At 70.0% G+C, this 12,140-nt stretch carries 18 protein-coding genes; 13 read left to right on the forward strand and 5 right to left on the reverse strand.

Annotation, left to right across the window (positions count from 1 at the left end; translation table 11 throughout):
• Positions 1-159 precede the first annotated feature (159 nt).
• Entirely contained in the window at positions 160-741 is a 582-nt protein-coding gene (locus AC3A3J_RS02840) for a helix-turn-helix domain-containing protein (protein WP_487670844.1), read from the forward strand.
• A 245-nt stretch (positions 742-986) separates the two neighbouring features.
• On the opposite strand, the gene AC3A3J_RS02845 is transcribed toward AC3A3J_RS02840, so the two are convergent.
• On the reverse strand, positions 987-1,367 hold the full coding sequence (locus AC3A3J_RS02845) for a hypothetical protein (RefSeq protein ID WP_487670845.1): 381 nt from the start codon (positions 1,365-1,367) through the stop codon (positions 987-989).
• Positions 1,368-1,442: 75 nt separating this feature from the next.
• On the opposite strand from AC3A3J_RS02845, the gene AC3A3J_RS02850 reads away from it, so the two are divergent.
• Positions 1,443-1,850, forward strand: coding sequence for a thiol-disulfide oxidoreductase DCC family protein (locus AC3A3J_RS02850; RefSeq protein ID WP_487670846.1), 408 nt, complete (start codon positions 1,443-1,445; stop codon positions 1,848-1,850).
• A gap of 27 nt (positions 1,851-1,877) precedes the next feature.
• On the opposite strand, the gene AC3A3J_RS02855 is transcribed toward AC3A3J_RS02850, so the two are convergent.
• The 3 genes from AC3A3J_RS02855 to AC3A3J_RS02865 are packed head-to-tail and all read right to left on the reverse strand — an operon-like array spanning position 1,878 to position 3,357.
• Entirely contained in the window at positions 1,878-2,201 is a 324-nt protein-coding gene (locus tag AC3A3J_RS02855; RefSeq protein ID WP_487670847.1) for a hypothetical protein, read from the reverse strand.
• Complete coding sequence (locus AC3A3J_RS02860) at positions 2,198-2,788, reverse strand: Asp23/Gls24 family envelope stress response protein (protein ID WP_487670848.1); 591 nt, start codon at positions 2,786-2,788, stop codon at positions 2,198-2,200. The genes AC3A3J_RS02855 and AC3A3J_RS02860 overlap by 4 nt, the downstream gene beginning before the upstream one ends.
• The gene (locus AC3A3J_RS02865) at positions 2,785-3,357 is read right to left on the reverse strand and encodes an RNA polymerase sigma factor (protein ID WP_314649735.1); all 573 of its coding nucleotides are present in this window, start codon (positions 3,355-3,357) and stop codon (positions 2,785-2,787) included. The genes AC3A3J_RS02860 and AC3A3J_RS02865 overlap by 4 nt, the downstream gene beginning before the upstream one ends.
• Positions 3,358-3,497: 140 nt before the next feature.
• Here AC3A3J_RS02865 and AC3A3J_RS02870 point away from each other — a divergent pair, with 140 nt between their 5' ends.
• The 6 genes from AC3A3J_RS02870 (at position 3,498) to AC3A3J_RS02895 (ending at position 6,055) form a co-directional block, all read left to right on the forward strand.
• Positions 3,498-4,007 (forward strand): Asp23/Gls24 family envelope stress response protein, encoded by a 510-nt coding sequence (locus AC3A3J_RS02870; protein WP_487670849.1) that lies wholly within the window; start codon positions 3,498-3,500, stop codon positions 4,005-4,007.
• Positions 4,004-4,192, forward strand: coding sequence for a DUF2273 domain-containing protein (locus AC3A3J_RS02875; RefSeq protein ID WP_487670850.1), 189 nt, complete (start codon positions 4,004-4,006; stop codon positions 4,190-4,192). Before AC3A3J_RS02870 ends, AC3A3J_RS02875 begins: the two co-directional genes overlap by 4 nt.
• Positions 4,192-4,590, forward strand: a complete 399-nt coding sequence (locus AC3A3J_RS02880; protein ID WP_487670851.1) for a hypothetical protein — start codon at positions 4,192-4,194, stop codon at positions 4,588-4,590. Before AC3A3J_RS02875 ends, AC3A3J_RS02880 begins: the two co-directional genes overlap by 1 nt.
• Positions 4,587-5,168, forward strand: coding sequence for an Asp23/Gls24 family envelope stress response protein (locus tag AC3A3J_RS02885; protein ID WP_487670852.1), 582 nt, complete (start codon positions 4,587-4,589; stop codon positions 5,166-5,168). Before AC3A3J_RS02880 ends, AC3A3J_RS02885 begins: the two co-directional genes overlap by 4 nt.
• The gene (locus tag AC3A3J_RS02890; protein ID WP_487670853.1) at positions 5,165-5,779 is read left to right on the forward strand and encodes a hypothetical protein; all 615 of its coding nucleotides are present in this window, start codon (positions 5,165-5,167) and stop codon (positions 5,777-5,779) included. The genes AC3A3J_RS02885 and AC3A3J_RS02890 overlap by 4 nt, the downstream gene beginning before the upstream one ends.
• Before the next feature lie 102 nt (positions 5,780-5,881).
• Positions 5,882-6,055, forward strand: a complete 174-nt coding sequence (locus AC3A3J_RS02895; RefSeq protein WP_487670854.1) for a CsbD family protein — start codon at positions 5,882-5,884, stop codon at positions 6,053-6,055.
• A 72-nt stretch (positions 6,056-6,127) separates the two neighbouring features.
• On the opposite strand, the gene AC3A3J_RS02900 is transcribed toward AC3A3J_RS02895, so the two are convergent.
• On the reverse strand, positions 6,128-7,138 hold the full coding sequence (locus tag AC3A3J_RS02900) for a LacI family DNA-binding transcriptional regulator (protein ID WP_487670855.1): 1,011 nt from the start codon (positions 7,136-7,138) through the stop codon (positions 6,128-6,130).
• Between the two features lie 126 nt (positions 7,139-7,264).
• Between AC3A3J_RS02900 and AC3A3J_RS02905 the strand changes: the two genes are divergently transcribed.
• Genes AC3A3J_RS02905 through AC3A3J_RS02925 form a run of 5 tightly spaced genes read left to right on the forward strand, consistent with a single transcriptional unit; the run spans position 7,265 to position 12,069 of the window.
• Positions 7,265-8,500, forward strand: coding sequence for an amino acid ABC transporter substrate-binding protein (locus AC3A3J_RS02905; RefSeq protein ID WP_487670856.1), 1,236 nt, complete (start codon positions 7,265-7,267; stop codon positions 8,498-8,500).
• A gap of 7 nt (positions 8,501-8,507) precedes the next feature.
• Positions 8,508-9,392 (forward strand): branched-chain amino acid ABC transporter permease, encoded by an 885-nt coding sequence (locus AC3A3J_RS02910; RefSeq protein ID WP_487670857.1) that lies wholly within the window; start codon positions 8,508-8,510, stop codon positions 9,390-9,392.
• On the forward strand, positions 9,376-10,563 hold the full coding sequence (locus tag AC3A3J_RS02915) for a branched-chain amino acid ABC transporter permease (protein ID WP_487670858.1): 1,188 nt from the start codon (positions 9,376-9,378) through the stop codon (positions 10,561-10,563). The genes AC3A3J_RS02910 and AC3A3J_RS02915 overlap by 17 nt, the downstream gene beginning before the upstream one ends.
• Positions 10,560-11,324 carry an ABC transporter ATP-binding protein gene (locus AC3A3J_RS02920; protein WP_487670859.1) on the forward strand — a complete coding sequence of 255 codons (765 nt, stop codon included), beginning with the start codon at positions 10,560-10,562 and terminating at the stop codon, positions 11,322-11,324. Before AC3A3J_RS02915 ends, AC3A3J_RS02920 begins: the two co-directional genes overlap by 4 nt.
• Entirely contained in the window at positions 11,314-12,069 is a 756-nt protein-coding gene (locus AC3A3J_RS02925) for an ABC transporter ATP-binding protein (RefSeq protein ID WP_487670860.1), read from the forward strand. The genes AC3A3J_RS02920 and AC3A3J_RS02925 overlap by 11 nt, the downstream gene beginning before the upstream one ends.
• Positions 12,070-12,140: the final 71 nt, after the last annotated feature.

A 12,140-nucleotide genomic window follows, 5' to 3' on the forward strand; every position in this document is an offset into this window, starting at 1 on the left:
GGCTCCGTCGCCGCCCGCGGTCGCCTCCAGGGGGTTGCGCGATTCCCGGGCCTGTGGTGCGGGCCGCTCAGCCGAGCCGGGCCGAGCCGAGCCGAGCCGAGCCGGGCGACGACGAGCCCCGCAGCCGGTGTTATCGTTTTAGAGAACAGGAGGTGAGTCATGGGTATCTCGAACTCTCTGCGTCGAGCCCGACGGCAGTCCGGGATCAGCCTCCGCAGCGTCGCGTCGACGGCAGGCGTCGGTGCGGGCAACCTCAGTGCGATCGAGAACGGCCATCGCGATCCCACGACCTCGACGGTCGACAGGCTTGCCTCGGTGATCGGCATCGAATGGGTGCCGGTTCGCACTGAAGGACGATCCCCGGCGGTTCGGGCGGCGGAGGAGATCGCGGAGTGGGAAGCGCAGGGGCGGCCTGATCGGGCCTACCGCCGGTTCATCCAGTTGGCCGACGATCTGGACACGGCCGACGCGGTGACGAGAGTTCTTCTCGCCGTCGAAGAGCCGGACCAGTCTCATCCTCGGTGGGTGGACGCCATTGCTGCGCTCCTCGAGGTGCGGTTGCGCGAAGCATCCGCTCCCGTTCCTTCGTGGGTGCTCGAGCGGCGGGGACACCCCGATGTCGTGTGGGAGCCGCAGCGCTCCGTGTACCCGCTCCCCGTTTCGGCGGACCTCGCAGACGTCGCCCCGGAGTTCCTTCGACGAGGCATCGCCATCGAGCGCGGCGAGCTGGCCAGCGTCTGACTTCGCGCTCGGAGCACCCGGAGGATCATGTCGCACGCACTCACCCGAGACGACATCATCGACGGCCCCGTCACCCCGTTCGTCGAGGTCAGTGCGATCGCGAAGGTCATTGCGTCCGAGCGCGGCTGGCCGTCGACGTGGAAGACCTCTCCCCGAAGACCTACGAACGCGTTGAAAGCATTCTCGCGGCACCTCTCCCGAGCCCGGCGCGTCCGCTTCCACCCGACTTCGACTGATCGGGCCGCTCAGCCGAGCCCGGCGACGTCTTCGATGAGGGCCAGGCGTTCGAGCAGGAGGTCGCCGGCGCCGGAGACGACGGCGGCGGCCCACGCGGCCACGAACACGAGCACCAGTGCGAAGAAGACGACACCCGGGATGCTGCGTCGCCGGGCCACGGTGACGACGAGGGCGGCCACGGCGCCGAGCACGGCGATGGTCATGCCGGCGGCCGTGGCGAACGCCATCCGCAGCGCGGACTCCTCGGTGAGCGGGCCGTAGCTGTTGAGGGCGGCGGTGAGCGCGACGGGCGCGACGACGACGGAGACCAGCAGGATGAGCCGCCGCCGCAGATACCAGGGCTCCGCTGTCCGCGTGGGCGCGGGGGCGTCGATCACAGCGGCATCCATTCCGCCACCCTAGTGGGGCGACACGGGGCTGTCGATGCCCGAGGGTCGGGGCTCGACGCGACGTAGCCTCGGGGGATGAGCGACGCGACGGCACGGGCATCCGCATCCACCGCGGCCGGTCGGCCGCTGCTCGTTTTCGACGGGGACTGCGGGTTCTGCACGACGTCGGTGCAGTGGCTGCAGCGGCGGCTGCATCGTTTCCCTCCCGCCGAGCCGTGGCAGTGGCTCGACCTCGACGAGGTGGGACTCGGCCGCGACGACGTGACCCGCTACGCGTGGCTGCTGGCCGGCGGACGCCGGTGGCGGGGACACGCGGCCTTCGCCGGGCTGCTGCAGATGCAGGACCGATGGGTGCTGCGCTTCGCGGGACGGATGCTCGTCACGCCGCCGTTCTCGTGGGCGGCCGCGGTCGGGTACCGGGTGATCGCGCGGTTCCGCCATCGCCTTCCCGGCGGCACGCCCGCCTGCGCGATGCCCCGCTGACGCGATGCCGCGCTGACCGCGCCGCGCTCAGCGGATGCGGGCGACCTGGAGGACGATCTCCGCGCTCTCGGGCGTCTGCGCGAGCAGCGCATCGGCGACGCGACGCGCGGTCTCGACCGAGCTGTCCTGCGCCGAGGTCGCGATGCGCGTCGACACCGTGACGGCCCCCTCGGCATCCGTGCTGATCAGCAGGTCGGCGACGGGCCCGTCGTCGGCGGTGGCGGTCGCGGCGGCGAGCACCTGGGGGATCTGCGCGAGGGTGGGGCGCGGCGCGAAGACGCTCGTCACTCCGGGCACGGTGCGCACGCGCGCCGCGAGTTCGGCGGGGTCGTGGGATGCGGGTGTGCTCATGCGGTGTCCTTGGTGTCGGTGTAGATGTCTTCGACGGTGATGTCGACGGCGGTGACAGCGAGTTCGGTGTGCGCGGCGAGCACGGCGTACGCCGTGGCGCGCAGCTCTTCGGTGAGCTGCTGGATGCTCGTGCCGAAGCGCACCGAGGCGGTGAGCTTGATCTGCACCGGGGCCCCGGGGGTCTCGGCGTCGCCGACGATCTCGGTGCGGCTGACGAACACCCCGTCGATGGCGTCGCCGCTGTCGCGCAGCAGTGCCCGCACCGCCCCCTCGGTCACCGTGATGCGCACCCGGGGGTCTGGATGGCTGATCGGCAGGCTGCGGCCTGCGCGCAGCTCTTCGTGGATGGTCGTGAAGATGCGCTCGAACCACGACTCCGGCGGCGGGGCGAGGTGCGCGGCCTCGTCTTCGATCAGGTCGCGCGACAGCCGCCCGACGCGTTCGAGTGCTTCGAGCGCGTTGAGGCATTCGGGGCACGTCTCGACGTGCGGGTCGGCGGGGAGGCGCCCGGCGTCGAGGTAGTCGGCCAGCTCCTCGATGGTGCGGCCGCACTCGAGGGAGGTGGCGGGGTCGTCGTGATCGCTCATCGCCACCCTCCCATCTGCACCGTGATGCTCGTGCGGGCGCGGGAGAGGAGGCCCCGGACCGTACTGGGTGACGTTTCCATTTCCTCTGCAATCTCGGCGTAGCTGAGTTCTGCGACCTGGCGCAGCAGCCAGCACCGTCGCTGATCCTCGGGAAGCGTCTCGAGCGCTCGGGAGAGCGCGGCGAGCTGTGCGTTGCGGATGGCCGCCTGTTCGGGCTGATCGACTCCCGTGTACGGGCGATCGTACCCCGTGAGCGACTGGTCGGCAGGGCGGCGTCGGAGGAGGGCGAACGCCTCGCGGCTGGCGATCTGCATGAGCCACGACTTCACCGCGGCGGCATCCCGGAGCGTGTCGAGCTGACGCCAGGCGTTCAGCAGTGCGTTCTGCACCACGTCGTCCGCCTCGCTCAACGACCCCACCACGCGCGAGACGTAGGCGCGCATCGATCCGCTGTGCCGGCGCACGATCTCGCGGAACGCGTCGGAGTCCCCGTCCTGCGCCCGACCCACGAGCGCGGCGTCGGAAAGAGGGGAGTAGTCCACCCGCGGACGGTCGTCTGCGCGGTCCATGATCCCTCCCCTCGGAACTCGTCAGAACTTTTTTGTGACGAATCGGACGCCCCACGCGTCCTACTTGTGAGCGAACCTACCGCTCCCGGAAAGGGCCACCGAGGCCTTGAATCCGGTCACCGAGTGAGATAGAGGACATCATGGCTGCACAGGACCAGAAGACCGTCGCCGACGAGAAGACCCCCGCCGTCGCACCCACCCCCGGCACCCCGGCGCCGCGCGTCGACCGCTCCACTGCGGTGTCGACCGCCCGCGTTCCGGCCGACGCCGACGCCGCGGGCAAGACCACGATCGCCGACGGCGTCGTCGCCAAGGTCGCCGGCATCGCCGCCCGTGAGGTCGCCGGCGTGTACGCGCTCGGTGGCGGCGGAGCCCGCGCCTTCGGTGCGATCCGCGACGTCATCAACGCCACCGACCTCGCGCAGGGCGTCAAGGTCGAGGTCGGCGAGACCCAGGCGGCGGCCGACATCACGATCGTCGTCGAGTACCCGGCGCCGATCCAGGACGTCGCGAGCAACGTGCGCGCCGCGGTCGCCGGTGCGATCAGCCGCCTGGTCGGCCTGGAGGTCGTCGAGGTCAACGTCGAGGTGAACGACGTGCACGTGCCCGGCGACGACCGCGACGAGAACGAGGAGTCGCGAGTCGCATGAGTGCCACCGCCACCGGCGCCGTCATCGGCGCCCTCCTCGCGATCGCGGCGCTGACGTTCGGGTTCTGGGGATTCCTCCTCGCGGCCGTGTTCGCCGGCGTCGGGGCGCTGATCGGCCGGATCCTGTCCGGCAAGCTCGACGTCCGCGGCCTCGCCGACGTCTTCAGCGGGCGGCGCACCTCCTGATGACGACCGTCGACCAGAACCTCGCCAGCGGTGGCGTCCCCGTGCGGGGCGCCACCGGGGCGGAGCCCGTCCGTGGCCGCACCGACGTTCGTGAACGCGTCTACCGCACGGTCACCGAGCAGGCGTCAGCGACCCTGATCGGTGTTCCCCGCGGCGACGTGAAGGTCGACGTCGCGGAGCGTGTCGGCGGAATCGCCGTCCGCATCTCCGCCCCCCTTCCCGTTCCCTCCCTCGACGACACCGCGGCGATCGCCGCCGCCGTGCCCGTGCTCGATCAGGGGCGCCGCCTGCAGGACCGGCTGCGCGACGACCTCGGCCGTCTGTTCGGCCGGGACGTCGTCCGCGTCGACCTCGTCGTCACCGGCGCCCGCGTTCCCGAAAGGAGAAGAGTCCGATGAGCAGTCCCACCCTCCGCCGCGTCGTGCGGCGCGAGACCCACTCGCCGCGGACCACGGCGATGTTCGTCGCCGTCGTGCTGCTGATCGCGGCACTCGTCTTCGTCGGCATCGAGCTCGTCCTGAGTCTGGCTGCGCAGCCGGCCCTGCTGTTCGCGCCGTCGGCCGCCGCGGGCTGGCTGGTCGGGCTGCCGACGCAGCCGGTCGGGCTCATCGTCGCCGGCAGCGCGGTGCTCGCCGTGCTGGGTCTGATCTTCGTCTGGCTGGCGATCACGCCCGGCCGGCTCTCGAAGCGCGTGCTCGATGCGGGCGACCGCGCGGTCGTCGTCGACAACGGCGTGATCGCCAGCGCCCTCGCGCAGCACCTGTCCGACGAGACCGGAATCGCCCGCGACCGTGTGGTGGTCGGCGTCGGGCACCGCAGCGTCGACGTGACGGTGCGCCCCGGTGCGGGCATCCCGCTCGACGAGGCCGATGTGCGTCGGCTGACGGATGCCGCGATCGACCGCTACCGCCTGATCGGCGCGACCCGCACCCGCGTGCGGATCGAGCGCCCCGCTCCGGAGGAGGACGACCTGTGAACCGTACGAATCGCGCGTTGAACCGCGCTCTGCTGCTCGTGATCGGGCTGATCCTGCTCGGCATGGGGGCCGCCGGGATCGCGATCATGAGCTGGCGTCCCGCCGCGGACATCTGGGAGTCCGCCAGCACGGGCGCCCGGTCATGGCTGGATCAGGCCAACGCGGCCACCGCCATCGCCGGCGGCACGGTGACGGGTGTGGGGCTCGTCGCCGTTGCCGCGATCGTCGTCGTGATCGTGCTGCTGGTGCTCGCCCTGACGAGCGTGATCCATCGCCGGTCGAAGACCGTGCTCCGTTCGTCGGGCGCGCAGAACGAGATCGGCCGCATCACCGTCGACGAGGCGTTCGTGTCGGATGCGATCAAGAACTCGCTCGCCGGTCGCGACGAGGTGCTCTCGACCCATGTGACCGCCGACGACGTCAAGAAGCAGCCGGTGCTGCATGTGTCGGTCACCCCGCGGCAGAACACCGACCCGCGTGCGCTCGTCGATCATGTCGACATGCTGCTCGCGAACCTGGCGACGCTGACCGGCCGCGACACCGCGGCGTACGTCTCGGTGCACTCCGGGCTGCGCGCCCGTCTGGCCCGCGATACCCGGCGGCTCTCATGACGGCGCCCCGGCGCCCGAGCCGCGCTTCGAACTCCTCGCCGTCCGGCGAAGGGACGACGGAAGCCCTTCCGTCGTTGCATCCCACACGAAAGGAGAGCCCTCATGGGACTCGATGACAAGATCAAGAACGCTGCCGAGGACATCGCCGGGAAGGCGAAGGAGGCCGTCGGCAAGGTGACCGGCAACGAGCGCCTCGAGGCCGAGGGTCAGGCCGACCAGGCCAAGTCCGACGTGAAGAAGGCCGGCGAGAACGTGAAGGACGCGTTCAAGAACTGATCGCGTCGAGAGGGGCGGATGCCGGGCATCCGCCCCTCTCGCGTGCCCGCTCGGCCCGTGCGGGCGGGCGTGTCAGCGGGGGCGGGCGGTGGAGCCGCGCACGATCAGCTCGTGCGCGGTCGTGATGGTGCGGGGCTCGTCGCTCGCGGGGCGCAGGATGAGAGAGACGGCGTGCTGTCCCATCTCGAACATGGGGATGCGGGCGGTCGTGAGGGCCGGAGCGACGTCGGCCGCGACCGCGATGTCGTCGAAGCCCACGACCGACATGTCGTCGGGCACGCGGATGCCGTGCTGGCGCAGCTCGCTGAGGATGCCGATGGCCATGGCGTCGTTGAGGCCCACGATCGCGGTCACCTCGCGGTCGAGCAGTTCGCGCACCCCGGCGATGCCCCCTTCGCGGGTGAACGCCTTCGACACGATGATCAGCTCGATGCCGTCGGACTCGGTGGCCTCGCGCAGCCCGGCGATGCGGTCGGAGACGGTGTTCAGTTCGAGCGGGCCGGCGACGACGCCGATGCGGCGATGGCCGAGGTCGGCGAGGTGGCGGCCGACGGATGCCCCGGCACGTCGGTTGTCCGGCAGTACGGCGTCGATCGCTAGGTGGTGGCGTCCGATCACCGCGGCGCGACCGCCCGCGAGCGTGAAGTCGGCGAGCGCCTGCGTCATGCGCTCCTCGTGATGCGGGTCGCTGTAGCCCGAGCCGGCGATGATGATCGAGCCGACGCGTTGACGCAGCAGGGCCTGCACTTGCGCGAGCTCGCTCTCGGGTGTGCGGTCGGCCTGCGCGATCTGCACCGAGCGATTCTCGGCGGTGGCGCTGCGGATGACCCCGCTAGCGATCTCGGAGAAGTAGGGGTCTCCGATCTCGTGCACGAGCAGACCGATGGTGGGGACGAGCCCTCCGGCGAGTCCGCGGGCGTGCAGGTTGGGCTCGTAGCCGAGCTTCTGCGCGACCTGGCGCACGTGCGCCGCGACCTCGGGGGAGATGCCGGAGCCGCCCGACATCGCGCGCGATGCGCTCGCCAATGAGACGCCCGCGGCTTCGGCCACGTCGATGAGTCGCGGCGTGCCTGTACGCTTCACGAAAACCTCCCCGGTGAGCAAAATCGACGCTGATCGCGCTGTGGGTTGCTCTCGTTCTGACCTCCTACTATAGTGGCGGAAGCGCTTACGAAAGCGCTTTCGCTACGATGACGTAGGAGACCCGCAATGACTGCACCCCGACACCGTCGACGGACGGCCGCAGCGATCGCATCGCTCGGCATCGCCGCTCTCACGGTCTCCGCTTGCTCCGGCGGCGGAGACACCGGGGAAGGGGGTGGATCGGACGACCCCATCGTCATCGGCATCTCGCTGCCGCTCACCGGCGACTTCTCGGAGCCGGGCAAGGGCGTCGAGCGCGGCTACGAGGCCTGGCGCGACATCGTCAACGAGAACGGCGGTCTACTCGGCCGCCCGGTCGAGCTGAAGATCCTCGACGACCAGTCCAACGCCGACCGCGTGGTCTCCGACTACGAGTCGCTCATCGCGCAGGACGGGGTCGACCTCGTCTTCGGTCCGTTCTCCACCCGCCTCGTCGTGCCGTCGGCCCGCGTCGCGCAGGAGTACGGCATGCTCTTCGTCGAGCCCGCGGGCGCCGCGGCCGAGGTTTTCGAGCAGGGCTTCGACAACCTCTTCTACGCCGCCCCCGCGATCGCCAACGACCACTACAACAACCTCGCCGAGTACCTGCTCGCGCTGCCCGACGACCAGCGCCCCGAGACGGCCGCAGTGGCCGCGATGGACGACCCGTTCGCACAGGGCACCGCCTACGGCCTGCGCGACAAGCTCGAAGAGGCCGGCGTCGAGATCCTCGTCGACGAGGTCTACCCGCCGAACACCACCGACTTCTCGACCATCGCCGCCAAGATCGCCCAGGCCGACGCCGACATCGTGATCGGCGGCACGCAGTACCAGGACGCGGTGAACCTCATCATCGCCCTGCAGCAGCTCGACTACCAGCCCGAGCTGGCCGCGTTCTCGACGGCTCCGACGAACCCCGAGTTCGCCTCGGCGATCGGCGGCTCGACCGAGGGCATCCTCGCCCCGACGGGGTACTCGCCGAAGTCGACCTACGAGAGCAACGTCGAGTTCGTCGAGAAGTACACCGAGATGCACGGCAACCCGCCCGCCGAGGACGAGGCCAACGCCTACACGACCGGCCAGGTCGTCGCCGCGGCCGTCGAGGCGGTCGGCTGCGCCGAGCAGGGCGAGTGCCAGCAGCAGCTGATCGACTGGCTGCGCGAGAACACCGTCGACACGGTCGTCGGTCCGCTCAGCTGGGACGACAAGGGCAAGCCCACCGGGGCGCACCTCATCCAGCAGTGGGTGAACGGGCAGATCCAGATCGTCCTCCCCGAGGACGTCAAGGAGACCGAGTTCCTCTACCCGAAGCCGGCCTGGTGATCCGCGCGTGACTGGTTCGCTGCTGCTGCAAAGCCTCGTCCTCGGTGTGCTGCTCGGGGGGCTCTACGCCCTCCTGGCCGCCGGGCTCACCCTCTACTTCGGGATCATGCGGGTGGTGATGATCGCGCACTCCGCGTTCCTCATCCTCGCCGCCTACCTGGCCTGGTGGTTCAACAAGGAGACCGGGCTCGACCCGCTGCTCTCGCTCGTCGTCACCGTGCCGCTGTTCTTCGTCACCGGTGTCGTGATGCAGCGACTGCTCGTTTCGCGCCTCAAGCCCCTCACGCTCACGATGATGTCGGTGCTGCTCACCTTCGCGGTGGCCCTCATCATCGAGGGGGCGCTCGGCTTCATCTTCAGCGGCACGCAGCGGCGCATCCCGCTGCCGTACGCGAGCGAGAGCTTCAGCTTCTTCGGGGCGCAGGTGCCGCTGGTGAAGCTGATCGCCTTCGGTCTCGCGGGCGTCTCGCTGGCCCTGCTGTTCGTGCTGCTGAAGTACACCCGGTTCGGTCGGGCGCTGCGCGCCACCATCCAGCATCCGGAGGCCGCCCGCCTGGTCGGCATCAACACCGACCGCGTGGCCGGGTACGGCTTCGGCCTCGGGCTCGCGACCGCCGCGATCGGCGGTACGGCCCTCTCGCTCGACGCGACGATCTACCCGTCGCTGCACTGGCACTGGATCGGGCCGCTCATGGCGATCATCGTCGTCGGCGGTCTGGGCAGCATCCCCGGTGCGGCCATCGCGGCGCTGCTGCTCGGCATCGCGCAGAGCCTGCTGCAGCTGCCGCTCGGGCCGACCTGGGCGCAGACCGTGTTCTACGTCGCCCTGTTCGCCACCCTCATGTTCCGTCCGCAAGGTTTCTTCGGAGGTCGTCTTGCCCAGCGTTTCTAGCAGAGAGCCGATCGCCACCGAGACGGTCGTCATCGCTCCCCCCGCCCCGCGGCGGCGGGCGTCCGCGAAGTGGGTGAGCCTCGTGCTCATCGTCGTCGGCGCGGCGCTCATCCTGTCGTTCCCCGCGATCGCCCCGAACCCGTACATCCTGTCGGCGGGCGTCGTCATCCTCAACTACGCCGTGCTGTCGACGGGATGGAACTTCATGGGCGGCTTCACCGGGTACATCTCGCTCGGTCACGCCGCGTACTTCGGCCTCGGCGCCTATGGCACGGGCCTGCTCATCAAGTACCTCGCCCTGCCGGGTTTCCTCGCCTGGGTCGTGGCGTCGCTGCTCGTCGCCGTCGTCGCGATCCCGATCGGCATCGCCGCCCTCCGGGTGCGCGGGGCGTCGTTCGTGATCGTGTCGATCGCCTTCGTGCTCATCATGCTCTTGGTGTTCCAGAGCTGGCGCGATGTCACGGGCGGCTCCGAGGGGCTCAACGTGCCCCGACCGTTCCCCGACATGCTGCGCCCCGAGCACCACCGCGTGTTCTTCTTCCTCTTCGCGGGTCTGCTCGCCGTCGCCCTCGTGGTGTGGTGGATCATCGACCGCTCCAAGTTCGGCACGGCGTTGAAGTCGATCCGTGAGGACGAGGACAAGGCGCAGGCGCTCGGCGTTCCCACCACCCGCTACAAGCTCATCGCCTACGTGCTGTCGGCGCTGTTCGTGTCGCTCGGCGGCGGGCTCTACGCGCTGTGGTTCGGCGACCTCGACCCGATCTTCCAGTTCTCGATCCTCATCGGCTCGTACATGGTGCTGATGGCGCTGCTCGGCGGGGTGCGCAACCTCTTCGGCCCGCTGCTCGGCGCCGTGGTGGTCGGCGTGGCGCTGGAGTACTTCAAGCTCGAGTTCGGCGACACGCAGTTCCACCTCATCGCCACCGGCATCCTGCTCGGCATCGTCGTGCTGTTCATGCCCGACGGCGTCATCCCCGCGGTGAAGAACCTGTTCCACCGGAAGTCCGACCAGGCCTCGATCCGCGAGGTCACCGCCGAGGAGCTGCTCGAGCAGAACACCGCCCGCGCGGCGGCGGCGGAGCGATCGGCGGATGCCGCGGCCCCCGCCCCCGAACCGGCATCCGCATCCGCGTCCCGATCGGGCGCTTCGAGAGAGGACGGCGCGTCGTGAACGCTCCCACCCTGCAGGCGGCGACGTCGACCGACGGCCTCCGCACGATCGAGATGACCAAGGCCTTCGGAGGCGTCACCGCGGTAGATGCCGCATCGGTGACGTTCCTCGACGGCAAGGTCAACGGGCTGATCGGGCCGAACGGCTCGGGCAAGACCACCTTCTTCAACTGCGTGACCGGCATGATCAAGCCGGACTCGGGAGAGGTGCGCTACCGGGGGCAGGCGATCACCCGCAAGTCGCCCGACCGCATCGCCCGCACGGGCATCGGCCGCAGCTTCCAGCTGTGCCGCGTCTTCCCGCGCATGACGGTCATGGAGAACATGCTCGTCGCGGTGCGCAGCACGAGCATCCGCCAGCAGCTGCGCTCGGCGCACGACCCCGACGAACTCGAACGGGCCCGCGGGTGGCTGCGCCGGGTGGGCATCGACCACCTCGAGCACGCCGAGGCGCGCAACCTCAGCTACGGGCAGCAGAAGCTGCTCGAACTGGCCGGCGTGCTCATGGGCGAACCCGACACGATCATGCTCGACGAGCCGGCGGGCGGGGTGAACCCGGCCCTCATCGGCCGCATCTCGACGCTGGTGCGCGAGCTGAACGACGAGGGCAAGACGTTCATCATCGTCGAACACAACATGGAGATGGTCATGAGCCTGTGCGACCACGTCATCGTGTTCGACCGGGGGCGTCCGATCGCCGAGGGCACCCCCGAGATCATCCAGCAAGACCCGCGAGTCCTGGAGGCCTACCTTGGAGTCTGAAGCGAAGAACCTGCTCGAGCTCGACGACATCAAAGCCGGCTACGGCCGCGCCGCGCTCGTGCTGCGCGGGCTCACCGTGCACGTGCCGCCGTCGTCGGTGGTGTGCCTGGTCGGCCCGAACGGCGCCGGCAAGTCGACCGTGCTCAAGGTCGCCAGCGGCATGCTGAAGCCCCGGTCGGGGAGCATCCGCATCGACGGCAAGGACGTCGCCGGCGACGGCCCCCAGCGGATGCTGCACAACGGCCTCTCGCACGTCGTGCAGGGGCACAGCGTGTTCCGCGAGATGACCGTGGGCGAGAACGTGATGCTCGGCGCCTTCACCATCAAGGATCAGAAGGTCGTGCAGGAGCGCATCGAGTTCGTGCAGAACCTGTTCCCCATCGTGGGGGAGCGCTGGAAGCAGCTCGCCGGGCTCCTCTCGGGCGGCCAGCAGAAACAGGTCGAGTTCGCGCGGTCGCTCATGGTGAGCCCGAAGGTCGTGCTGCTCGACGAACCGTCGATGGGTCTCGATCCGAAGACCACCGAGAAGGTGTTCGAGCAGGTCGTGCGCATGCGGGATGCCGGAACGGCGGTGCTGCTCGTCGAGCAGAACGCCCGGCGCGCCCTCGAGACCGCCGACATCGGTTGCGTGCTCGACCTCGGACGCGTGCACATCTCGGGCCCGGCATCCGAGTTGCTCGCCGACCCGACGCTCGCCGCCCTGTACCTCGGAGGCAAGCCGGCCGCCGCCGGCGCGGGCGCCTGACCCCGGCGCCCGGAGGCGCCCCCTGACGGCATCCCGCGGGGATGCCGCTGCGAAGAATGCTCACACGACGA

This window comes from Microbacterium sp. Soil_N32 (assembly GCF_057655505.1).